This is a genomic window from Pseudomonas grandcourensis (assembly GCF_039909015.1).
GTDB classification, from domain to species: Bacteria; Pseudomonadota; Gammaproteobacteria; order Pseudomonadales; family Pseudomonadaceae; genus Aquipseudomonas; species Aquipseudomonas grandcourensis.
Window position 1 is genome coordinate 383,103 of the sequence record NZ_CP150919.1, and the last position, 23,682, is coordinate 406,784.

Genomic DNA, 23,682 nt, shown 5'->3' on the forward strand with positions numbered 1-23,682 from the left:
TCGCGATGGCGTCCGATCATTCAACATAGATGTTGGCTGTCAGATTGCTATCGCGAGCAAGCTCGCTCCCACAGGTTTTGTGGCGTTTTGGAGATCCAATCAGACCAGAATCGAGGTCCCGGTCATTTCCGCCGGTTGCTCAAGGCCCAGCAGCATCAGCATGGTCGGCGCCACGTCCGCCAGCACGCCGCCTTCGCGGACCTTCAGGTCGCGCTTGCCGACATAGATGAACGGTACCGGCTCGGTGGTGTGCGCAGTGTGCGCCTGGCCGGTGGTTTCATCGGACATTTGCTCGACGTTGCCATGGTCAGCGGTGATCAAGGCTTCGCCTCCGACCTTTTCCAGGGCCTCGACGATGCGACCCACGCACAGGTCCAGGCATTCAACGGCCTTGACTGCCGCTTCGAACACGCCGCTGTGGCCGACCATGTCGCCGTTGGCGTAGTTGACCACGATCACGTCGTAACGCTGGTTTTCGATGGCGTCGACGATGCGGTCGGTGACTTCCGGTGCGCTCATTTCCGGCTGCAAGTCATAAGTAGCGACTTTCGGCGACGGAATCAGGATGCGCTCTTCGCCCGGGAACGGTTCTTCGCGGCCGCCGGAAAAGAAGAAGGTCACATGGGCATATTTTTCGGTTTCAGCGATGCGCAACTGGGTCTTGCCGTTTTTCGCCAGGTAGTCGCCCAGCACGTTTTCCAGGCTGCCGGCAGCGAAAGCCGACGGCGCAGGGATGCTGGCGGCGTATTGGGTCAGCATGACGAAACCGGCCAGTTTCGGCTGGCGGGCACGCTCGAACTCACTGAAGTTGTCTTCGACGAACACGCGGGTCAGCTCGCGGGCACGGTCGGCGCGGAAGTTCATGAACACCACGGCATCGCCGTCTTCGACTTTTACCGGCTCGCCGATGGAGGTGGCTTTGACGAATTCGTCGCTCTCGCCACGCTCGTAGGCCGCTTGCAGGCCTTCCTGGGCGGTGGCGGCGTTGAATTCGCCCTGGCCATCGACAATCAGGTTGTAGGCCTGGGACACGCGATCCCAACGGTTGTCGCGGTCCATGGCGTAGTAGCGGCCGATGATGCTGGCGATCCGGCCCTTGCCCAGGGCCTGGAAGGACGCGTCGAGCAGTTCGATCGACGACTGCGCGCTTTTCGGCGGAGTGTCGCGGCCGTCGAGGAAGGCGTGCAGATAGATGTTTTGTGCGCCGCGCTTGAAGGCCAGTTCGGCCATGGCGACCAGGTGATCCTGGTGGCTGTGCACGCCGCCATCGGACAGCAGGCCCATGAAATGCACGGCTTTGCCGGCGGCGACGGCTTTGTCCACGGCAGCGCAGATGGTCGGGTTCTCGAAGAACTCGCCGTCACGGATCGATTTGGTGACGCGAGTGAAGTCCTGATACACCACGCGGCCGGCGCCCAGGTTCATGTGGCCGACTTCGGAGTTGCCCATCTGGCCATCCGGCAGGCCGACGTCCATGCCGCTGCCCGAGATCAGGCCGTTCGGCACGGTGGCCCACAGACGATCCAGTACGGGCTTCTTCGCCGCGAAAATGGCGTTGGATTCGGGATTGTCGCTGTGACCGAAGCCGTCGAGAATCATCAGGACCAAAGGTTTAGGCGTGGTAGTCATGGAATCCGCTCTGGCTTAAGTAAAAAGGGGCAATGGAAAAGGGAGTCGCAGTTTAAAGCGAAGTTCCGGCCACGTCACCGCCGGACGGGGTTTGGCCCACCATAGTGGCTGTGTATACTGGCCGACATTTTAACGCCCTGGAACCTCCTTCGATGGTTGCTCACCTGATTGAATTCGCCACTAACCACTACATTCTCGTCGGTATCTTCGTCGTACTGCTGGCGTTGCTGATTGCCTATCAAATGCAGGGCGGCGGCCGTAGCCTGAGCACCGGCGAACTGACCGGGCTGGTCAACAAGGACGCAGGCGTGGTGATCGACATTCGTCCAACCAAGGATTTCGCCGCCGGTCACATTGTCGGTGCGGTGAACATTCCCCAGGACAAACTGGCCGCCCGCGTTGGCGAACTGGAAAAACACAAGGCCAAGACCATCATCCTGGTCGACGCAATGGGCCAGACCGCCGGCACCCACGCCCGCGAATTGATGAAATCCGGCTTCACCGCCGCCAAGCTGTCCGGCGGTATCTCCAGCTGGAAAGCCGACAATCTGCCGCTGGTGAAGTGATATGAGTAGCGTCGTCGTCTATTCCAGCGATTACTGCCCTTACTGCTCGCGAGCCAAGTATCTGCTCGAGAACAAAGGCGTGGCCTTCGAAGAGATCAAGGTCGATGGCAAGCCGCAGGTGCGCGCTGCGATGGCCCAGAAGGCCGGGCGTACATCCGTGCCGCAAATCTGGATCGGCAGCACCCACGTGGGTGGTTGTGATGATCTGTTCGCCCTGGAGCGCGCCGGCAAGCTCGACGCGCTGCTCAGGGCCTGACGGCAATACCCAAAACAAGCAAACCTAAAAGAACCCTGGATCAAGAAGGATCTGCGATGACTGACCAACAGAACACTGCTGCGAACGAAGAAGAAACTGCACCGCAATTCTCCTTGCAGCGCATTTATGTGCGTGACCTGTCCTTCGAAGCTCCGAAAAGCCCGGCGATCTTCCGCCAGCAGTGGGAGCCGAGCGTCGGCCTGGATCTGAACACCCGCCAGAAGTCGCTGGAATCCGACTTCCACGAAGTCGTGCTGACCCTGTCGGTTACCGTGAAAAACGGTGACGAAGTGGCGTTCATCGCTGAAGTGCAACAGGCCGGGATCTTCCTGATCAAGAACCTGGACGACGCTTCGATGAGCCACACCCTGGGTGCGTTCTGCCCGAACATCCTGTTCCCGTACGCTCGCGAAACCCTGGACAGCCTGGTGACCCGCGGTTCGTTCCCGGCACTGATGCTGGCTCCGGTGAACTTCGATGCGCTGTACGCTCAAGAGCTGCAACGCATGCAGGCTGCTGGCGAGACTCCGACTGTTCAGTAAGCATTTCTGAGCGTCGAAGCAAGTCCAATGTGGGAGCGGGCTTGCTCGCGAAAGCGGTTTTTCAGTCAACATTCATGTTGAAGCTGATGACCCCTTCGCGAGCAAGCCCGCTCCCACATTTGCTATGCGGTGTTATTTGAAGTCGTTCTGACGCCAGGCTTCGTAAACGGCCACCGCCACGGTATTGGACAGGTTCAGGCTGCGGCAGCCCTCGCGCATCGGCAGGCGCAGACGTTGCTCACCAGGCAGGGCATCCAGCACGTCGGCGGGCAAGCCCCGGCTTTCCGGGCCGAACAGGAACGCGTCGCCAGGGGCGAAGCTGGCATCGTGGAACGGCCGCGAACCCTTGGTGGTGAAGGCGAACAGTCGTGGATGGCCGAGGCTCTCCAGGCAGCTGGCGAGGTCCGCGTGGCGTTGCAGGGTGGCATACTCGTGGTAATCGAGGCCGGCCCGGCGCAGACGCTTGTCGTCCATCTCGAAGCCCAGCGGTTCGATCAAATGCAGGTGGCAGCCACTGTTGGCGCACAGCCTGATAACGTTGCCGGTATTCGGCGGAATTTCTGGTTGGAAAAGGATGACGTGAAACATGCACGGCTCCGAAGGCAAAGATGACGCGCATTCTACGCCGCAAGCAGGCGTGCGTTCGAAACTATTCCTGCGGGTAATGGGCTCGCTGGCGATTGTCGGGGTGATGGTCGGGATGATGATCGGTCGCCTGACCACGCCAGACCCCAGTCAGTTGCAGCAGGTGGAAGTGACGAACGACGGGCTGGTGGTGTGGTTCAACAATGAACCCAAGACCCACGGCGAGATGGTTGATGGCAGTGTTGCGCTGCTGTTTGGCGCCGAGGGCAAGGCGCAGAAAGGTCAGCTCAAGCTCGGCGGCAAGGACGTGAACTGGCGGGTGCGTTTGAGCGATGGGGGGTTGTTGCTGACGCTGGTAGCGGCCCGGCCCCTGCAGGGCCAATGGGCCGGCAGCGAGGTCGAAGACCGCTGGCGGCTGGAGATCCATCTCCGGGAGCAATAAAAGAGGGAATCCCCGGCCTGCCTGTACCAAGGTTCCCGAAACGGGAGGCTCGTCGCGAGTGCGGTGTGAGCCTGGTGTAAAGAAGGAACCCCTGACCTGCCTGTATCAAGGGCCCCAAAACTGCGGGGCTCGTCGCGGGTGCGGTGTGAGCCCGATGTAAAGAGGGGAATCCCCGGCCTGCCTGTACCAAGGTCCCCGAAACCGGGTAGGTGAACTGATTCACCTGAAAGGGTTATTGCAGGGGGCGTGCCAGTTTTCACAAAGAGAAACAAAAAATCGGATTGAAACGCTGAAAGCCCCGGAATTCGGGGCTTTCGTGTTTTTTCGAAAGGGATTCGGTTGCGAAAGCAGGCGGGGATTCGGAGCTGTTTTTGTGCGCGATTGCGGTTCACGGTGCATTGCGGCGGTGCATGGGGCGTGGTTATCGGCCAAAAAAGATCGCAGCCTTCGGCAGCTCCTACAGGGTCTTGCGTACGCCTGTAGGAGCTGCCGGAGGCTGCGATCTTTTCGCTTGCGACTAAATTCGAACGCCAGACTTAGCCCTCATCCCCCTCATCATCATCCCCGCCATCCACTTTCATCCCCAATTCCTTGATCTTGCGAGTCAGGGTGTTGCGTCCCCAACCCAGCAAGACGGCGGCATCGCGGCGGCGACCGGCGGTGTGCTTGAGGGCGGTCTCGATCATGATCCGCTCGAAGGCTGGTACGGCGCTGTCGAGCAGGCTCGACTGACCACGGGCAAGGGCCTGGTCAGCCCACTGGCGCAGGGCCTGCTCCCAGTTGGTGACCGGTGCAGAGTCCTGCGGCAGGCTCAGCAGTTCCGGCGGCAGGTCACCGATGTGCACTTCGCGACCCGAAGCCATCACCGTGATCCAGCGGCAGGTGTTCTCCAGCTGACGCACGTTGCCGGGCCACGGCAGGTTCTTCAGGTATTCCTCGGTTTCGCTTTTCAGCAGCTTCGGCTCGACTGCCAGTTCCTGGGCGGCGCGGCCGAGGAAGTGCTTGGCCAGGGTCGGGATATCTTCGCGGCGATCGGACAAGCGCGGGATATGGATGCGGATCACGTTGAGGCGATGGAACAAGTCCTCACGGAATTTCCCGGCGTGCACCAGGGTTTCCAGATTCTGGTGAGTCGCAGCGATGATGCGCACATCGACCTTCACCGGCACATGACCGCCGACCCGGTAGAACTCGCCATCGGCCAGTACGCGAAGCAAACGGGTCTGGGTATCGGCGGGCATGTCACCGATTTCGTCGAGGAACAGCGTACCGCCATCGGCTTGCTCGAAACGCCCGCGACGCAGGTTGGCCGCACCGGTGAACGCGCCTTTTTCATGGCCGAACAGTTCGGATTCCATCAGGTCTTTGGGGATCGCCGCCATGTTCAGCGCAATGAACGGCGAAGCGGCGCGCGGGCTGTGACGATGCAGCGCGTGGGCCACCAGTTCTTTACCGGTACCCGATTCACCATTGATCAGCACGGTGATGTTGGAGTGGCTCAAGCGTCCGATGGCGCGAAACACTTCCTGCATCGCCGGCGCTTCGCCGATGATTTCCGGGGTGCGGGTCAGGGTCGGGGCGACTTCCAGGCCTTGTTGTTCCTGAGCGTGCTGGTTGGCGCGCTTGACCAGGGAAACTGCCTCGTCGACATCGAACGGCTTGGGCAGGTATTCGAAGGCGCCGCCCTGATAGGACGCGACAGCGCTGTCCAGATCGGAGTGCGCGGTCATGATGATCACCGGCAGCCGTGGGTGCTGTTCGCGAATCCGCGCCAGAAGCTCCAGGCCGCTGGCACCGGGCATGCGGATGTCGGAGATGATCACGTCCGGCTGCTGGCGCGCCAGACGGCTCATCACGCCGTCGGCGCTGTCGAAGCTTTGCGTGGTCATGCCTTCCTGTTGCAAGGCTTTTTCCAGGACCCAACGGATAGAACGGTCGTCATCGACGATCCACACGGTTTCACTACGGCTCATGTCGATGTGGCTCCTTGTTCCAGTGGCAGAAAGATCGAGAAGGTGGTGTGGCCGGGGTGGCTGTCACATTCGATCAGGCCCTGGTGCTGGCTGATGATGTTCTGGGTAATGGCCAGGCCCAGCCCGGTACCGTCCGGACGACCGCTGACCATGGGGAAGAAAATGGTTTCCTGAAGTTCTGCCGGGATACCCGGACCGTTGTCGATGATCTCGATCTTGGTCACCAGGCGATGGCGCACGTGACCAATGGTGAACTGGCGCATGGCGCGGGTGCGCAGGCTGATGCGGCCCAGGCGCAGTTCATTCTGGGTGCTGATGGCCTGCATGGCGTTGCGCACGATGTTCAGTACGGCCTGAATCATTTGCTCGCGGTCGATCAGGACGTCGGGGATGCTTGGATCGTAGTCGCGCACCAAGGTGATGCAGCCCTGGCTTTCGGCCTCCACCAGATGGCAGACACGCTCCAGCACTTCGTGGACATTGCACATGGCCAGCGACGGCAGCTTGTTGGAGCCGAGCATGCGGTCCACCAGGTTACGCAGGCGGTCAGCTTCTTCAATGATGACGTTGGTGTAGTCGCGCAGGCTTTCTTCCGGCAGTTCCCGGGCCAGCAATTGTGCCGCGCCGCGAATCCCGCCCAAGGGGTTCTTGATTTCATGGGCAAGGCCGCGCACCAGCATCTTGCTGGTTTCCTGTTTCGACAGCTGTGCTTCTTCCTTGGTGATCCGCAGCAGGCGGTCACGGGGGTGGACTTCGAGCAGCAGCATCGTGTCGCCGTTGCTCAGGATCGGCGTTACCGCGTAGTCGACGGTCAGGGTCTGACCGGTGAGGGCGGTGAGCATGGCTTCGCGCTTGGTGAACGGGTGCGCTTGCTCGACGGCCTGGCGCAACGAGTTCAGTGCCTCGGTCGATTCAGTAAACAACTCACTGATGAACTGCCCATGGCTGCGCTGACCGCTGATGGCCAGCAGCATCTCCGCCGCCGGGTTCATGTACTCGAGGCGCAGTTCGGCATCAAGCAGGATGGTGGCAGTGGTGAGGTTGTCGAGTAGCAAACGGTGGAGTGCGTCGCTAATGGTCATCGGGACCTCTTTTAGGGCAGAGCATGCGCAAAAAAACGCTGATACGGTCAAAATGCAAAAACCAAACCAAGGCTCCGAAAAGAAGCGCTCAACGCCTGAAACAGGCGTTTGACGCTCGTTTACGTGGCGTTCTGCCAGCTTTCGCGGGTACTTTCGAACCAAAATGGGTTGGAATGTGAGTACGGTGCAAGCTATTGCACCAATATAGTGCGCAAACCTGAACGAGGTTAGAAAAGTCTCTGGAAAGGATTTTTTTCTTCGCCGGGTTTGTCGCTGAGCGGGCATTCCGGCCGCTGGCCGTAGTCTTCGAGGACGCAGGGTTTGATCCTGCGCTTCTGGGCGAGAGACGTGCGCTGCATGTGGAAAGGCTGGCTGGCGGTGCGTTCGACGATGCGCCCCTGTTCGTCGAGGATTTCCACGGACAGGGTATGGCTGCCGCGATCGATGTTGCTCAAGGCGAACACCGGGCTCAAGCCGGGTTCGGCGGTGGGCTGGCCGTCGAGCAGCAACCGGTAGCGGTGACCGGGTTGCAGGGCAGGTTCGTTGGTCGCGCTGACGATGACTTCGCCGGTGTTGCTGCGGATGGTTGCGTCGGGTTCCGGGATCAGGATGCGCAGCACCTCATAGTGGAACAGCGTTTCTACTTCAGGACTGCTCTGGGCAAGCAACGGCGCTGCGCTGGTGGGGGTGGCTGCCATTCGATTGGTCGTTGTCAGCGGTACGCGCCTGGCGTCACCGGGTTTGGGCTGGTCGGTGAAAACCCGATTACCCTGAGCGTCGACATACATGAAGACCTCTGCCGAGGCGGGCAGGGCAATCAGGCAGGCGATCAGCAGCCAGGCCTTCAAGGCTTGTGCACTCGCTGTACGGTGAATGTCACCGTTGGGCTCTGCTGCACGACGTTTTCGTCATCGATCACTTGCACGGCGAGGCGGTGTTCGCCGCGATCGATGTTCATCAGTTGCAGGGTCGGCACGTTGCCTGGCTGGCCGTAGGGTTGACCGTCCAGCAGCAGGCGCAGCAGGTGGGGATCTTGCAGGCGCGGCTTGATCAGTACATTTATCGTGAAGGTGCCATTGTTGGCGCGCAGGGCTTCGGTGCTGGGCAGGCCTGTCAGCTCCAGCACGTCATAGGTCTTGTGGGGCAGTTCTTTACGACCGGTCTCAGCAGCGGGCGCGACTTCGCCGGCAGGCTGGCGTTCGACGCTGTTGAGGGGCGGCAAGTCGACCGGTTGAGCGCTGACGCCGTCAGGCGGTTGATTGCTGTACGCGGTGGCGCCGTTGGTGTCCGTGTACTTGTAGATCTGCGCCGTGGCGGGCAGAGCGATCAACAGCAGGATGAATAGAAAACCACGACCCATGGAATCGACCGGAAGCGAAAATGTTGGGTTGCAGCATAGGTCAGGCTTGGCGGTTATCCCAAGCCGTTAACATCTGGGCATGATTTCCCGAGGCTGCTGAACACATAACCCCCCCCACAGGGATGTGCGTCAGTCGTTGAATCGAGGGCAATAAAAAAGAGGCCTCCCGAAGGAGACCTCATTTTTGTCACGCCGCGTGTTGCGGCGCTACCGGATCAGCAGCTGTAGTACAGCTCGTATTCCAGTGGGTGTACGAAAGTACGTACTTTGATTTCTTCTTCGCTTTTCAGGGCGATGTAAGCGTCGATGAAGTCGTCGCTGAAAACGCCGCCTTTGGTCAGGAACGCACGACCTTTGTCCAGCTCTTCCAGGGCTTCCTTCAGGCTGCCGCAAACTTGTGGGATCTCTTTGGCCTCTTCAGGCGGCAGGTCGTACAGGTTTTTGTCAGCTGCGTCGCCAGGGTGGATCTTGTTCTGGATGCCGTCCAGGCCAGCCATCAGCAGTGCGGCGAAGCACAGGTACGGGTTGGCAGCCGGATCCGGGAAGCGTGCTTCGATACGGCGGGCTTTCGGGCTCGACACGTAAGGAATACGGATCGAAGCGGAACGGTTGCGAGCCGAGTAGGCCAGCATCACTGGAGCTTCGAAGCCTGGAACCAGACGCTTGTAGGAGTTGGTAGCCGGGTTGGTGAAGCCGTTCAGGGCCTTACCGTGCTTGATGATGCCGCCGATGAAGTACAGGGCGGTGTCGGACAGGCCGGCATAGCCTTCGCCAGCGAAGGTGTTCTTGCCATCTTTCCAGATGGACATGTGAACGTGCATGCCCGAACCGTTGTCGCCGTACAGTGGCTTCGGCATGAAGGTCGCGGTGCGGCCGTAAGCGTCAGCAACGTTGTGTACAACGTACTTCAGGGTTTGGGTTTCGTCGGCTTTCTTCACCAGGGTGTTGAACTTGACGCCGATTTCGTTCTGGCCGGCAGTCGCCACTTCGTGGTGGTGAACTTCAACGGTCAGGCCCATTTCTTCCAGTGCGTTGCACATGGAGGTACGGATTTCGTGGTCGTGGTCGAACGGCGGAACCGGGAAGTAGCCGCCTTTGACGCCTGGACGGTGGCCTTTGTTGCCGCCTTCGATGTCCTGGTCGGACATCCACGAACCTTGTTCAGAGTAGATCTTGAACATGGAGCCGGAAATGTCGGACTTGAACTTCACCTGGTCGAAGATGAAGAACTCTGGCTCTGGACCGGCGTATACGGTGTCACCGATAGCGGTGGCCTTCAGGTACTCTTCGGCGCGCTTGGCGATCGCACGTGGGTCGCGGTCGTAGCCTTGCATGCTCGAAGGTTCGATGATGTCGCAGACCAGGATCAGGGTCGGCTCTTCGGTGAACGGATCCAGGACAGCGGTGGAGTCGTCCGGCATCAGGATCATGTCGGAGGCTTCGATGCCTTTCCAGCCAGCGATGGAGGAACCGTCGAACATTTTGCCGACTTCGAAGAAATCGTCATCCAGCGCATCGCGAGCCGGCATGGTCACGTGGTGCTGAGTGCCTTTGGTGTCCGTGAAGCGCAGATCAATCCACTTGACGTCATGATCTTTGATGAGTTGAACCGACTTCGACATAGTGTCCTCCGGGTGGCTTCGGGCTAGTAATGGATGCCCTTAAATGTGGGTGATGCCGGCGCGAATACTCTGCCAAGGCAACCTGCCTCACAAGGGAGCAAATTGCATGCCAGTGCCCCAGCATGGGTTTTTTGCCCCAAAAACACGCTTGCGAGGGCATATTGCGCTTTAAAGCAGAAAAACTCGCCCTGTAATGTGGCGCCACATCTAATAAATGACCTGTTTTGGTGCGTGCGAAACCTTCTGCACATTAACTGGTTAAACCTTGAGCAATTTCCGCTATAATCCGCGCCCCCTTTTTCGGCAGGCCATGCGCGCGCTGTTTCCATGAAATTAATCGTAAAAGTCTTCCCCGAGATCACCATCAAGAGTCGACCTGTCCGGACGAAATTTATCCGCCAGTTGGCCAAAAACATCCGCGCCGTGCTCCGCGATCTGGACCCGGCCGTGGTGGTGAATGGCGTGTGGGACAATCTCGAGCTGGAAACCCGCGTTACCGACCCGAAAGCCTTGAAAGAGATGGGTGAGCGCCTGACCTGCATGCCAGGCATCGCGCACTTTCTGCAGATCGACGAGTACCCGCTGGGCGACTTCGACGACATCACCGAAAAGTGCAGGCAGCACTACGGCGATGCGCTGGCCGGGAAGATTTTCTCGGTGCGTTGCAAGCGTGCGGGCAAGCACCCGTTCAGCTCGATGGACGTCGAAAAATACGTCGGCAGCAAGCTGCGTCGCGAGTGCGGCGCCGCCGGGATCGACCTGAAAGCGCCGGAGATCGAAGTCCGGATCGAAGTTCGCGACCAACGGTTGTTCGTGATCCACAGCCAGCACAACGGCATCGGCGGATATCCGCTGGGCGCCCTGGAGCAGACCCTGGTGCTGATGTCCGGTGGCTTCGACTCCACCGTGGCGGCCTACCAGATCATGCGCCGCGGCCTGATGGCGCATTTCTGCTTCTTCAATCTGGGCGGACGTGCCCACGAACTGGGCGTCATGGAAGTCGCGCATTTCATCTGGAAGAAGTACGGCAGCTCCCAACGCGTGCTATTTGTCAGTGTGCCGTTTGAAGAAGTGCTGGGCGAAATTCTCGGCAAAGTCGATAACAGTCATATGGGCGTAGTATTGAAGCGTATGATGTTGCGCGCTTCGTCCCAAATTGCCGATCGACTGCAGATCGACGCGCTGGTCACCGGTGAGGCGATCTCCCAGGTGTCGAGCCAGACGCTGCCGAACCTGTCGGTGATCGACTGCGTGACCGACAAGCTGGTGTTGCGTCCGCTGATCGCGAGTCACAAGCAGGACATCATCGACCTGGCCAACGAAATCGGCACCGCCGATTTCGCCCGGCACATGCCGGAATACTGCGGCGTCATCTCGGTCAATCCGAAGACTGCAGCCAAGCGCTATCGCGTCGAGCATGAAGAGAAAGAATTCGATATGGCGGTACTCGAGCGTGCGCTCGAAAACGCCAAGCTGGTGCCGATCGATCGCGTGATCGATGAACTGGGCCAGGATTTGCAGATTGAAGAAGTCAGCGAAGCGCTGGCCGGTCAGATCGTCATCGACATCCGTCACCCGGATGCCGCTGAGGACGACCCGCTGGACCTTGCTGGCATCGAGGTACAAACGATGCCGTTTTATGCAGTGAACGCTCGTTTCAAGGAACTGGACCCTACTCGCCAGTACCTGCTGTATTGCGACAAAGGCGTGATGAGTCGCCTGCATGCCCACCATTTGCTCAGTGAGGGGCATGCCAATGTGCGCGTTTATCGACCGAGCTAAGAGCCCGGGGCTGTTTGCCTGTGGCCTGCGTCACCGGCCCCCCGATGCCACCGTCAAGCTGTAACGGCTTTCACGGACGCTACTGTTAATCGCTGCCAAGACTTGTCAGCACACCGAATCCTCTGATCGAGATACACAAGTGATCGAAAATCTACGCAACATCGCCATCATTGCCCACGTTGACCATGGTAAGACCACCCTGGTAGACAAACTCCTGCGTCAATCCGGCACCCTGGAGCGCAACGAGCTCAACGACGAGCGCGTGATGGACTCCAACGACCAGGAAAAAGAGCGCGGTATTACCATTCTGGCGAAAAACACCGCCATCAACTGGAACGGCTACCACATCAACATCGTGGACACCCCGGGCCACGCCGACTTCGGCGGCGAAGTTGAACGCGTAATGTCGATGGTCGACTCCGTTCTGCTGCTGGTTGACGCTCAAGACGGCCCTATGCCGCAAACCCGTTTCGTGACCAAGAAGGCTTTCGAAGCCGGCCTGCGTCCAATCGTGGTCATCAACAAGGTTGACCGTCCAGGCGCGCGTCCGGACTGGGTTCTGGACCAGATCTTCGACCTGTTCGACAACCTGGGTGCTACCGAAGAACAGCTGGACTTCAAAGTCGTCTACGCCTCGGCCCTGAACGGTATTGCCGGTCTGGACCACACTGAAATGGCTGAAGACATGACCCCGCTGTACCAGTCGATCGTCGACAACGTACCAGCGCCGAAAGTCGACCGTGACGGTCCGTTCCAGATGCAGATCTCCGCACTGGACTACAACAGCTTCCTGGGTGTGATCGGCGTTGGCCGTATCGCTCGCGGTCGCGTCAAGCCGAACACTCCGGTCGTGGCTATCGACGCTGACGGCAAGAAGCGCAACGGTCGTATCCTGAAGCTGATGGGTCACCACGGCCTGCACCGCATTGACGTTGAAGAAGCTTTGGCTGGCGACATCGTCTGCATCAGTGGCTTCGACCAGCTGTTCATCTCCGACACCCTGTGCGACCCACTGAACGTCGAAGCGATGAAGCCGCTGACCGTTGACGAACCAACCGTTTCCATGACCTTCCAGGTAAACGACTCGCCTTTCTGCGGTAAAGAAGGCAAGTTCGTGACCAGCCGTAACATCAAGGAACGTCTGGACAAGGAACTGCTGTTCAACGTTGCTCTGCGCGTTGAAGAAGGCGACACCGCCGACAAGTTCAAAGTCTCCGGCCGTGGTGAGCTGCACCTCTCGGTACTGATCGAAACCATGCGTCGCGAAGGCTTCGAAATGGGTGTTGGTCGTCCGGAAGTGATCATCCGTATGGTTGATGGCGTCAAGCACGAACCGTACGAAAACGTGACCATCGACCTGCCGGAAGAATCCCAGGGCGCGATCATGGAACAGATCGGTATCCGTAAAGGCGACCTGACCAACATGGTTCCGGATGGCAAGGGCCGTGTGCGCCTTGAGTACAACATCCCGGCCCGTGGTCTGATCGGTTTCCGTAACGAGTTCCTGACCCTGACCTCCGGTGCAGGCATCCTGACCTCGATCTTCGACCGTTACGACACCATGAAGTCCGGTGACATGTCCGGCCGTCAGAACGGCGTGCTGGTATCGGTTGCTACCGGTAAGGCACTGACCTACTCGCTGGAAACCCTGCAGTCGCGTGGCAAGCTGTTCATCGAACACGGCCAGGACATCTATGAAGGTCAAATCGTTGGTCTGAACAGCCGCGACAACGACCTGGGTGTTAACCCAACCAAAGGCAAGAAGCTCGACAACATGCGCGCTTCGGGTAAAGACGAAACCATCGCTCTGGTTCCGCCTGTACGCTTCACTCTGGAGCAAGCTCTGGAATTCGTACAAGAAGACGAGCTGTGTGAAGTCACGCCTAAGTCCATCCGTCTTCGCAAGAAGATCCTGGGCGAAAGCGAGCGTACCCGCGCTGCCAAGAAGTCCGGTAACTAAGTCATTTAGTTAGCTGACAAAAAAACGCCCCCGGTCGAAAGGCCGGGGGCGTTTTTGTTTGTCTGGGATTTACTCGGTGTTTGTGGGTGTCAGAACCGCTCGATACTCCGCGAACTCCGCTCGCGCTCCACTTCCTTGGGCTTGTACGCGCAATACCCCGGCCGCGGGCCGATTTTTGGGTGATTGCGGCAGGTATCCGGGCGCTTTTCATAAATAGTGCACAGACGGCTCTTACGATCCAGGTACAGGCAGTCGTTGTTGCTCATGCGCTGGAGGGTAAAGATTCCTGACTTCTGGTTGAAGCGCTCGACCAGACCTTCCTTTTGCAGGCGCTTGGCGATGTTCTTCGGCGGATCACCCAGCTCGAATTCATCGACCACGCCGATGCGGATCAGATCCTTGATCTTGACCTCGACGGGCAGGGTGCAGCAGCTGGACATGCACGAGCCGCACATCGGGGCAGAGTACTTGGCCCAGGTATCGAGGCGGTCGATCTCTGCGGCAGCGATCAGGTTCGGCTTCATCATCGTTTGTTACCAGCGTGTGCATCAGGGCGCGCGATCATACCGGGACTGGTGGATTTTTGAACAACCTTTCGCCAGTTTTTTTCGTAGGCGGTGCAAACAACCGGAAAACAGGCACGGGCCCTGCATTGATTCAGGCACCAGACAACGCAATGTCGATTCAGCTCGCATTCAAAGGAAAAACTGCCGAACCAGAGCCTCTACCGCCTGTCAGACCGACTAGGCTCAGACAACTCCAAGCTCGCTCGAGGTCCTATCGATGACTCAAGAACCACTTGTTCGCGAAGCAGAGGTGGCCGCATTCCGCGACGCCGTCTTGACCAAGCTCACTTATGCAGTGGGTAAAGACCCGGATCACGCCTTCGACCACGACTGGTTCGAAGCCATTGCCCTGGCCGCGCGGGACCACATGGTCGAGCACTGGATGGACCACACGCGGCAGATCTACCGCAAAGGCCAGAAGCGCGTTTATTACCTCTCCCTGGAATTCCTCATCGGCCGACTGCTCTACGACAGCCTGAGCAACCTCGGCCTGCTCGACGTGGCCCGCGAGGCGCTGACGGAACTCGGTGTCGACCTTGAGCGCATCCGCCTGCTGGAGCCCGATGCGGCCCTGGGGAACGGCGGCCTCGGGCGTCTGGCGGCGTGTTTCATGGAAAGTATGTCGACCCTCGGCATCGCTGGTCATGGCTACGGTATTCGTTACGAACACGGCTTGTTCCGCCAGGCCATCGTCGATGGCTGGCAACAGGAGCAGACCGAACACTGGCTGGATTTCGGCAACCCGTGGGAGTTCGAGCGCCCGGAGGTGGTTTACCCGATCGGCTTCGGTGGCGGTGTCGAGACTGTGACCGATGACAGCGGCAAGTCCAGGCAAGTCTGGCACCCGGCGGAAACCGTACGGGCCATTGCGTATGACACGCCAGTGGTCGGTTGGCGCGGGGCAAGCGTCAACACGCTGCGTTTGTGGCGCGCCCGAGCCATGGAAGATCTGCATCTGGAGCGCTTCAACGCCGGTGATCACTTGGGTGCAGTGGCTGAAGTGGCGCGGGCCGAGAGTATCTCCCGCGTGCTATATCCAGCGGACAGCACCGAAGCCGGCCAGGAACTGCGTTTGCGTCAGGAATACTTCTTTGTCGCCGCCTCGTTGCAGGATCTGCTGCGCCGCCATCGCAACATGCACACCTCGGTGCTGACCCTGGGCGACCACGCGGCGATTCAACTCAACGACACCCACCCTTCGATTGCCGTGGCTGAACTGATGCGGCAACTGGTCGACGTGTACGACGTGGCATGGGACGCGGCGTGGCAGGTCACCGTCGATACGCTGTCCTACACCAACCACACCCTGCTCCCCGAAGCGCTGGAAACCTGGCCGGTCGGCCTGATGGAACGCATGCTGCCACGGCACATGCAGATCATTTACCTGATCAACGCCCAGCACATCGACTCCCTGCGGGCCAAAGGCATCCACGACTTCGACGTGTTGCGCGCGGTGTCGCTGATCGAGGAAACCAATGGACGCCGGGTGCGCATGGGCAACCTGGCGTTTCTCGGTTCCCACAGCATCAACGGTGTGTCCGGGCTGCACACGCAACTGATGCGCCAAACGGTGTTCTCCGAACTGCACAAGCTCTACCCGGAGCGGATCAACAACAAAACCAACGGCATCACCTTCCGCCGCTGGCTGTATCAGGCCAACCCCGAGCTGACCTCGATGCTGGTCGATACCCTTGGGCCCGAAGTGCTGGATAACCCGGAAGAGCGTTTGCTCGCCCTCGAACCGTTCGCCGAGAAAAGTGCATTCCGCAAGGCGTTTGCCGAGCAACGCCTGCACAGCAAGAAGGCCCTGGCGTACCTGATTCATGAGCGGCTGGGCGTGGCGGTCAACCCGGCGGCGATGTTCGACGTGCAGGTCAAGCGAATCCACGAATACAAACGCCAGTTGCTCAACCTGATGCACACCGTGGCGTTGTACCAGGCGATTCGCGCGGAACCTGAAATCGACTGGGTGCCACGGGTGAAGATCTTCGCCGGCAAGGCGGCCGCGAGTTATCACCAGGCCAAACTGATCATCAAGCTGACCAACGACATCGCCCGGGTGGTGAACAACGACCCGACCGTGCGCGGCTTGCTCAAAGTGGTGTTCCTGCCCAACTACAACGTCAGCCTCGCAGAAAGCATCATTCCGGCGGCGGATTTGTCCGAGCAGATCTCCACCGCCGGTTTCGAAGCGTCGGGCACCAGCAACATGAAATTCGGCCTGAACGGTGCGCTGACCATCGGCACCCTGGACGGGGCCAACGTGGAAATGCGCGACCGCATCGGCGCCGAGCACATGTTCATCTTCGGCCTCAGCGCGCAGCAGGTGGAGGCGCGCAAGCAGAACCATGAGTTCAGCGCGGCGCCGGATATTGCCGTGTCCCACCGTCTGAACGATGTGCTGCAAGCGATTCGCGGCGGGGTGTTCTCGCCGGATGATCCGTCCCGTTATGCCGGGTTGATCGATTCGCTGGTGGACTACGACCGCTTCCTGGTTTGCGCCGACTTCGATTCCTACTGGCACGCGCAGATGCGCGTCGAAGCCCATTGGCACGATTCGAAGGAGTGGTGGCGTTCAGCGGTGTTGAACACGGCGCGGATGGGCTGGTTCTCCTCGGACCGGACCATTCGCGAGTACGCCACGGAAATCTGGAAGGCGCTGGAGTAAGTCTTCAGGCAGGTGGATATACTGGCGCGCCGAAAAAGATCGCAGCCTTCGGCAGCTCCTGCAGGATCGCGTCATACCGCGACTATGTAGGAACTGCCGGAGGCTGCGATCTTTATGGATACGGCTGAGCTAATCTTTCCGGATTGGCCAATGGGCTTAGGGATATCGACCATGCAATGGATGTTCATGCTGATAGGGCTGGTGCTCGGCTGGATACTCGACGAGTCATTCAGCTATGCGCTGCTGGGCGCGTTACTCGGATTGGGTATCGGCCAAGCCCTGCGCATGGCTCGCCTGGACTCGCAGGCCGTCGAGCAGCAGCGTTTGCTGAAGCAGGCGCAGGTAGCGCTGCACGCGGTCGAGCAACGGCTGGCGCTGCTCGAAGCATCGGGCGTCAAGACGCCGGAAGTCAGCGAACCCCTTGTCTCACCTGAAACCGTCCTTGATGAAGCACCTCCCGCAGCCTCGGAGTTGCTCTGGGAACTGCCGCCCGAACTCGAACCGATCACCGCAGCGACCACCGAAACCAACCGTTCGCAGCCCGCCGATGCCTGGAAGGCTGAGCCGATCGCTCGCCAGGCACAACCACCTGCCCCCCCGCGTGGCCCGAACCTCATCGATCGCGCCATCAGCCGTGCCCGGGCCTGGTTGTTCGGCGGCAATACCGTGTTGCGGGTCGGCGTGGTGCTGCTGTTCCTCGGCCTGGCCTTTCTGCTGCGTTATGCCACCGAAGGCGTGGTGGTGCCGATTGAGTTGCGTTACGCAGGTGTTGCGGCGTCAGCCTTGGGGTTGCTCGGGCTGGGTTGGTGGTTGCGAGCGCGCAACAGCAGTTACGCGTTGATCCTGCAGGGCGCCGGGATCGCCGTGTTGTACCTGACAGTGTTTGCCGCGATGCGCCTGCATCCGCTGCTCGATCCCTCGGCGGGGTTCGGTCTGCTGGTGGCGGTGACGGTCTGTTCGGCGATTCTCGCCATTACCCAGGACTCCCTGGGTCTGGCCGCCGCTGCCGCACTGGGTGGCTTCGCCGCGCCCATCCTGGCCTCCACCGGCGCCGGCAGCCACGTCGCACTGTTCAGCTACTTTGCCCTGCTCAACGCCGGCATCTTCGCTATTGCCTGGTTCAAGGCCTGGCGGCTGTTGAATGTCATCGGGTTCAGCGGCACCTTCGGCATCGGTTTCGCCTGGGGCCTGCGCTCCTATTCGCCGGAACTGCTGTGGAGCACCGAACCGTTTCTGATTTTGTTTTTCCTGATGTACCTGGCCATTGGTCTGCTGTTCGCCCGGCGCAGGTTGCTGGAAATGAGCGATGCACCGGCAGAGAGCAGTCGCGAATCGCTGCTGCAGTGGTCGGCGCGCAAGGGCAACTACGTCGACGGCACACTGTTGTTCGGTCCGCCGCTGGCGGGTTTCGGCTTGCAGTTCGCACTGGTACAGCATCTGGAGTTCGCGGCGGCGTTCAGTGCCTTGGCGCTGGGCATTATTTACATGGGGCTTGCCCGTTGGCTGATGGCCGGGCGCACGCTGTTGCTGGGGGAAACCTGCCTGGCTTTGGGCGTGATCTTCGCCAGCCTGGCGATACCGCTGGGGCTCGATGCACGCTGGACGACAGCGGCGTGGGCAGTGGAGGGCGCAGGGATCTTCTGGCTCGGTCTGCGCCAGCAAAGGCCCTTGGGTCGGGCTTTTGCCCTGCTCCTGCAACTGGGTTCGGCGCTGGTGTTTCTCAGCGAGCTGCACAACAGCGAGAGCAGCCTGCTCGGCGGCGTACCGTTAGGCGCGTTGTTACTGGGGATCGCGTTGCTGTTCAGCTTCTACCAGTTGCGTAAAGCCCTGCCGGAACAGATCAGGCCTTGGGAACTGAAAGGCCTGCCAGTCCTGGCGTGCCTCGGGCTGGCGTTTCTCTATTTGCTGGCGCCGTTGTTTTTCTTCAGCCACGGCACGGTGATCAGTTGGGCCCTGGCCGGGGCGCTGACGTTGTTGGTTGGCTTGCGCCTGCCATCGCGCACCTTCGTGTTCACCGCGCTCGCCGTGCAACTGTTGGGTGGCGCGCTGTTCCTGACGACGGGGCCGTTATTCAGTGAAGGGCTGAGTCCCCTGGCTCATGCTGGATTCTGGGCGCCGCTGGTGCTGGGGCTGGCGGCGATGGTCGGAGCCTGGCGTTTGCAGATTGGTCATTCGCTCGGAGCGTTCGAAGGGCTGAGCCTGTTGCGATTGTCCCAGGCGTTGCTGGTGTGGGGCGCAGGCTGGTGGGCGTTGGCCTGGGTCATCGAAGTGGTGCATTTTGCGCCGTTGCCGATGCGGGCGACTTTGTTGTTGGGCATCGCTGCCGCGAGTGTGGCGCTGTGGACGGTATTGGCTCTGCGCTTGAAATGGCCGTCACTGGGCGTGCTCTGCACGGTGTTGATTCCCGCGGCGGCGCTGGTGTTGCTCGCGGCCTGGCACTCGCGTTATCACCCGGCGGCCAACGTCGGCTGGCTGGCGTGGGCCGCGGTGTTCGTTGTGCATTTCATGTCCCTGCGGCGCCTGGCGCCCATGCTGCCGGCGCGGGTGACGAGCGTCGCCCATGTGCTCGGCTGTTGGCTATTGATGGGTGTACTGGCTCTGGAGCTGCGTTACGGCTTGCTGGTGTTGTCCGAGCAATACAACGCCTGGCGCTGGTTGGGTTGGGCGATTCTGCCAAGTCTGTACCTGGTGCTGATGGCGGCACCTCGCGCGTGGCCTTGGCCAGTGTCTGCGTATCCGCGCGAATACTGTGTATACGCCGCCGCGCCGCTGGCGTTGTTGATGCTCGGCTGGTTCTGGCTGGCGAATGTCGCCAGTGACGGCAACGCCGAGCCAATGCCTTACGTGCCATTGATCAACCCGCTGGAGCTGGGCCTGTTGTTCGCGTTGTTCGGCGTCCATGTCTGGTCCCGCAGCGCCATGACACAACTGGCGGTGCGTGAGGATTACGCCGCCATCGCCACCCAAGGGGTCGCAGGAGCCTCGCTGTTCGTGTTCTTTACGGCATTGGTAATGCGCACGGCGCACCATTGGAGCGGGGTGCCGTTCGAGCTGGATCTGTTGCTGGAATCGATGCTGGTGCAAGCCGGCCTGTCCATCGTCTGGACCTTGATGGCCCTGAGCCTGATGATCGGCGGCCATTTGCGTCGCCGCCGTGAAGTCTGGTTGATCGGCGCCGCCTTGATCGGCGTGGTCGTGGCCAAGCTGTTCTTTGTCGAATTGAGTAACCGCGGCGGGCTGGCGCGGATCGTGTCGTTTATCGGCGTCGGCGTATTGCTGCTGGTGGTGGGCTATTTCGCCCCGCTGCCACCCAAGCGTGCCGAAGCTGCGCCGGATGTCGAGAAGCCGGTCCCGGAATCCGAAGGAGTGTCATCTTGAATCAGAAGCTGAACCAGGGTTGGCTGGGCGCTGTTGCCATGGGTGTGATGTTGTCGGCGGTTGCCCTGGAAAAACCAGCGGACTTCACCACCCAGGTGCCTTTGTCGGTGACGGGCGAAGGCCCTTGGTATCGCCTTGAACTGCCCCTGAACGTACAACTGAATGCACGGCAGGCCGACCTGAGCGATCTGCGGGTGTTCAACGCCGTGGGCGATGTTCAGGCTTATGCCTTGGCCCGGGAGTCGGCGCAGAGCAGTGAAACGCGCACCTTGACCGAGGTGAAATGGTTTCCGCTGTACAGCTCGGTGGACGCCACTGAAACCGCGCCGAGCGTGAGGGTGCAATCGAACACCAACGGTACATTGGTCCAGGTGCAACCCTCCAGTCAGTTGGAGGCGGGTGAGGAGGAGCTGCGCGGCTGGTTGCTCGACGCTTCGGCTATCAAGGCGCCGTTGCAGCAGTTGATTCTCGACTGGACCAGCGAGCGCGACGGCTTCCAGCGTTTCACTGTCGAAGCCAGCGATGATTTGCAGCATTGGCAGTCCTGGGGCGAAGGGCAGGTGGCACGCCTGATCTATTCCGACGAGCGGGTCGAACAGCATGAAGTCAACCTGCCTGGCCAGTCGGCGCGCTACCTGCGGTTGCTGTGGATCACCCCGCATTCGGCGCCGACACTGACTTCGGCGCAACTGCAAAGCTCCAATACCCGCAGTTTGCCGCTGCCGTTGGTCTGGTCCCAGGCATTGGCCGGCAGCAGCGTGAAGGCGGGTGAATACACCTGGCAGTTGCCGATGGGGCTGAATGTCGAGCGGGTGCAGATCGAATTGAGCCAGCCCAACAGCCTGGCGCCAGTGAGCCTGGCCGGCCGGCGCGACAGCAGCCTGCCATGGCAGTCTTTGGGCAGCGGTTTGCTTTATCGACTGACCCAGAACGGTCAAGAGGTGGTGCAAAACGAATTGCAGCTGTCGGGGCAAATCGTCCAGCAATTGAAGCTGACCGTGGACGAACGCGGCGGCGGCCTGGGTGATCAGGCGCCGACGCTGAAGTTTGCCGTGCGCGCCACACAATTGGTGTTCCTGGCGCGCGGGCCGGGGCCTTACACGCTGGTCGTGGGGAATGCGACGGCGAAGGCGGCGAACTTGCCGCTGTCGACGCTGGTTCCGGATTACAGCCCGGCGAAGCTCGCGACCTTGGGGCGGGCCATGGTGGATGACGGGGCGGTGGTCTCGAATGCATCGACAGAGAAAACGCTGGCGACGACGGACACCCAGTGGAAGAAGTTCGGTTTGTGGGCGGTGTTGTTGCTCAGTGTCTTGTTCCTGTCGGCGATGGCGTTCAGTTTGCTGCGTAAACCGCCGGTCAAACCCTAGGCTGGCGCTTCGCGCCAGATCGCGGGCAAGCCCGCTCCCACAGGTACGGCGCTGTCCTTGTGGGAGCGGGCTTGCCCGCGATAGCGGTATATCAGTTAATAAAGATGCTGATATGACCGCTGCTTTCCGGCTCACACCCAGCCCTTTTCCAACTACGCTCATCCCCGCACATGAACTCTCTTCAGCCGATCACGTCTGATAGGAGGAAATGCGCCCCGACTCGCGTTAAACTGCGCGGGTTTTTAGCCCCCCATTCCACCGGAGCCTTCCATGTCCCGCGTTACCTTGAGTCGCTATTTGATTGAGCAGACCCGCAGCAACAACACTCCTGCCGATCTGCGCTTCCTGATCGAAGTGGTGGCGCGTGCCTGCAAGGAGATCAACCACGCCGTGTCCAAAGGCGCCCTGGGTGGCGTTCTGGGCAGCATGGGCACTGAAAACGTCCAGGGCGAAGTGCAGAAGAAGCTCGACGTGATCTCCAACGAGATCCTGCTCGAAGCCAACGAATGGGGCGGTCACCTGGCCGGCATGGCGTCCGAAGAAATGGACAATGCCTACCAGATCCCGGGCAAATACCCGAAAGGCGCGTACCTGCTGGTATTCGACCCGCTGGATGGTTCGTCGAACATCGACATCAACGCTCCGGTCGGCACCATCTTCTCGGTACTGCGCTGCCCGAACGAATACTTGAGCCAGAACGAGCCTTTGAATGAAAAGGCCTTCCTGCAGCCAGGCACCCAGCAAGTGGCCGCCGGTTACGCGATCTACGGTCCGCAGACCATGCTGATCCTGACCCTGGGCGACGGCGTGAAAGGCTTCACCCTGGACCGTGAAATGGGCAGCTTCGTACTGACCCACGAAAACATCACCATTCCTGAAGCCACCCAGGAATTTGCCATCAACGCGTCCAACCAGCGTCACTGGGAAGCACCGGTACAGCGCTACGTCAGCGAATTGCTGGCAGGCGATGAAGGCCCGCTGAAAAAGAACTACAACATGCGCTGGGTTGCCGCGATGGTCGCCGACGTGCACCGCATCCTGACCCGTGGTGGCCTGTTCATGTACCCACGCGACAGCCGCGAGCCATCCAAGCCGGGCAAATTGCGCCTGATGTACGAAGCCAACCCGATGTCGTTCCTGGTGGAGCAAGCGGGTGGCGCGTCCACCGACGGCCACCAGCGCATCCTCGACATCCAGCCGGAAGGCCTGCACCAGCGTGTTGCGGTGTTCCTCGGTTCGAAAGAAGAAGTGGCCCGCGTCACGGCTTACCACAAGGAATAAACCATGATCGCGCCCTGGCAGCCGTTGCTTGATTGGTGGTTCGGAAGTTCCGGGTCAGCGAGGGAAGTGGCGGCGCAGAAGGGTAAGTTATGGTTTGGCAAGCGCGACAGCCAGGACCTCGAAGCGCGTGAGCGTTTCGGGGACTTGGCCGAGCAGGCACTGGCCGGCGGATTGACCGAGTGGATGCAACGTCCCGAAGGTTGGCTGGCCCTGGTGCTGTTGCTCGATCAAATCCCGCGAATGATCTTTCGCGATACTCCAAAAGCATTCTCCGGCGATTTCCGCGCACAGAAACTGGTAGCCCAAGGCATTGCCGCGGATTTCGATCGGCAGTTGCAGCCGATTCAGCGGGTGTTCATTTACCTGGTGTTCGAGCACAGCGAGAACCTCGCGGTGCAGAACGAAGGTGTCTCGCGTTGTATCGAATTGGTGGCGCAGCAGCCTGAAGGTGACCGGGCGCTGTTTGCCGATTATCTGGATTACGCCGAGCGGCATCAGAGGGTGATTGCGCAGTTTGGACGGTTTCCGCATCGCAATGCGGTGTTGGGAAGGGCGTCGACGGCTGAGGAGTTGGCGTTTCTCTCAAAGCCGGGTTCACGGTTTTAAATCTTCATTGTGGC

Annotated in this window: 19 protein-coding genes; 11 read left to right on the forward strand and 8 right to left on the reverse strand. The window is 60.2% G+C overall.

The genetic code is table 11. From position 1 onward, the window contains the following. Positions 1-99: 99 nt before the first annotated feature. A complete protein-coding gene (gpmI, locus tag AABM52_RS01660; RefSeq protein WP_347910102.1) occupies positions 100-1,629 on the reverse strand; it encodes a 2,3-bisphosphoglycerate-independent phosphoglycerate mutase in 1,530 nt (509 codons plus the stop codon). Positions 1,630-1,781: 152 nt separating this feature from the next. Here gpmI and AABM52_RS01665 point away from each other — a divergent pair, with 152 nt between their 5' ends. From AABM52_RS01665 to secB, 3 genes are read left to right on the forward strand one after another with little or no spacing between them, the layout of a single operon-like run. Continuing rightward, the gene (locus tag AABM52_RS01665) at positions 1,782-2,195 is read left to right on the forward strand and encodes a rhodanese-like domain-containing protein (RefSeq protein WP_110659530.1); all 414 of its coding nucleotides are present in this window, start codon (positions 1,782-1,784) and stop codon (positions 2,193-2,195) included. A gap of 1 nt (position 2,196) precedes the next feature. Beyond that, positions 2,197-2,451 carry a glutaredoxin 3 gene (gene grxC, locus AABM52_RS01670; protein ID WP_008047737.1) on the forward strand — a complete coding sequence of 85 codons (255 nt, stop codon included), beginning with the start codon at positions 2,197-2,199 and terminating at the stop codon, positions 2,449-2,451. Between the two features lie 56 nt (positions 2,452-2,507). Further along, the gene (gene secB / locus AABM52_RS01675) at positions 2,508-2,993 is read left to right on the forward strand and encodes a protein-export chaperone SecB (protein WP_347910103.1); all 486 of its coding nucleotides are present in this window, start codon (positions 2,508-2,510) and stop codon (positions 2,991-2,993) included. Between the two features lie 132 nt (positions 2,994-3,125). On the opposite strand, the gene trmL is transcribed toward secB, so the two are convergent. Next, a complete protein-coding gene (trmL, locus tag AABM52_RS01680; RefSeq protein ID WP_347910104.1) occupies positions 3,126-3,581 on the reverse strand; it encodes a tRNA (uridine(34)/cytosine(34)/5-carboxymethylaminomethyluridine(34)-2'-O)-methyltransferase TrmL in 456 nt (151 codons plus the stop codon). Here trmL and AABM52_RS01685 point away from each other — a divergent pair. Further along, complete coding sequence (locus tag AABM52_RS01685) at positions 3,580-4,020, forward strand: hypothetical protein (RefSeq protein ID WP_347910105.1); 441 nt, start codon at positions 3,580-3,582, stop codon at positions 4,018-4,020. The two genes, trmL and AABM52_RS01685, sit on opposite strands and share 2 nt — an antisense overlap. A gap of 536 nt (positions 4,021-4,556) precedes the next feature. Here AABM52_RS01685 and ntrC read toward each other — a convergent pair. The 5 genes from ntrC to glnA all read right to left on the reverse strand — a co-directional run bounded on the left by ntrC (position 4,557) and on the right by glnA (position 10,057). Further along, on the reverse strand, positions 4,557-5,993 hold the full coding sequence (ntrC, locus tag AABM52_RS01690; protein ID WP_046040882.1) for a nitrogen regulation protein NR(I): 1,437 nt from the start codon (positions 5,991-5,993) through the stop codon (positions 4,557-4,559). Then, the gene (glnL, locus tag AABM52_RS01695; protein ID WP_008047753.1) at positions 5,990-7,075 is read right to left on the reverse strand and encodes a nitrogen regulation protein NR(II); all 1,086 of its coding nucleotides are present in this window, start codon (positions 7,073-7,075) and stop codon (positions 5,990-5,992) included. Before glnL ends, ntrC begins: the two co-directional genes overlap by 4 nt. A 227-nt stretch (positions 7,076-7,302) precedes the next feature. Next, positions 7,303-7,923 carry a DUF4124 domain-containing protein gene (locus tag AABM52_RS01700; protein WP_347910106.1) on the reverse strand — a complete coding sequence of 207 codons (621 nt, stop codon included), beginning with the start codon at positions 7,921-7,923 and terminating at the stop codon, positions 7,303-7,305. Next, positions 7,920-8,435 carry a DUF4124 domain-containing protein gene (locus AABM52_RS01705; RefSeq protein WP_347910107.1) on the reverse strand — a complete coding sequence of 172 codons (516 nt, stop codon included), beginning with the start codon at positions 8,433-8,435 and terminating at the stop codon, positions 7,920-7,922. The genes AABM52_RS01700 and AABM52_RS01705 overlap by 4 nt, the downstream gene beginning before the upstream one ends. Before the next feature lie 215 nt (positions 8,436-8,650). Beyond that, complete coding sequence (gene glnA / locus AABM52_RS01710) at positions 8,651-10,057, reverse strand: glutamate--ammonia ligase (RefSeq protein WP_110660758.1); 1,407 nt, start codon at positions 10,055-10,057, stop codon at positions 8,651-8,653. Between the two features lie 327 nt (positions 10,058-10,384). Here glnA and thiI point away from each other — a divergent pair, with 327 nt between their 5' ends. Both thiI and typA read left to right on the forward strand, forming a co-directional pair. After that, complete coding sequence (gene thiI, locus AABM52_RS01715; RefSeq protein WP_347910108.1) at positions 10,385-11,839, forward strand: tRNA uracil 4-sulfurtransferase ThiI; 1,455 nt, start codon at positions 10,385-10,387, stop codon at positions 11,837-11,839. 139 nt (positions 11,840-11,978) lie between these two features. Then, complete coding sequence (typA, locus tag AABM52_RS01720) at positions 11,979-13,799, forward strand: translational GTPase TypA (protein ID WP_046041316.1); 1,821 nt, start codon at positions 11,979-11,981, stop codon at positions 13,797-13,799. 89 nt (positions 13,800-13,888) lie between these two features. Here the strand turns inward: typA and AABM52_RS01725 are convergent, their stop codons facing one another. Further along, entirely contained in the window at positions 13,889-14,326 is a 438-nt protein-coding gene (locus tag AABM52_RS01725; RefSeq protein WP_108216195.1) for a YkgJ family cysteine cluster protein, read from the reverse strand. A 256-nt stretch (positions 14,327-14,582) separates the two neighbouring features. Here AABM52_RS01725 and AABM52_RS01730 point away from each other — a divergent pair, with 256 nt between their 5' ends. The 5 genes from AABM52_RS01730 (at position 14,583) to AABM52_RS01750 (ending at position 23,668) form a co-directional block, all read left to right on the forward strand. Next, complete coding sequence (locus tag AABM52_RS01730) at positions 14,583-17,033, forward strand: glycogen/starch/alpha-glucan phosphorylase (protein ID WP_347910109.1); 2,451 nt, start codon at positions 14,583-14,585, stop codon at positions 17,031-17,033. Between the two features lie 171 nt (positions 17,034-17,204). After that, positions 17,205-20,411, forward strand: coding sequence for a DUF2339 domain-containing protein (locus tag AABM52_RS01735; RefSeq protein WP_347910110.1), 3,207 nt, complete (start codon positions 17,205-17,207; stop codon positions 20,409-20,411). Further along, on the forward strand, positions 20,408-21,781 hold the full coding sequence (locus AABM52_RS01740) for a DUF3999 domain-containing protein (protein WP_347910111.1): 1,374 nt from the start codon (positions 20,408-20,410) through the stop codon (positions 21,779-21,781). Before AABM52_RS01735 ends, AABM52_RS01740 begins: the two co-directional genes overlap by 4 nt. Positions 21,782-22,051: 270 nt before the next feature. Further along, the gene (locus tag AABM52_RS01745) at positions 22,052-23,062 is read left to right on the forward strand and encodes a class 1 fructose-bisphosphatase (protein WP_007975526.1); all 1,011 of its coding nucleotides are present in this window, start codon (positions 22,052-22,054) and stop codon (positions 23,060-23,062) included. A gap of 3 nt (positions 23,063-23,065) precedes the next feature. Continuing rightward, positions 23,066-23,668, forward strand: a complete 603-nt coding sequence (locus tag AABM52_RS01750; RefSeq protein ID WP_347910112.1) for a DUF924 family protein — start codon at positions 23,066-23,068, stop codon at positions 23,666-23,668. Positions 23,669-23,682 lie beyond the last annotated feature (14 nt).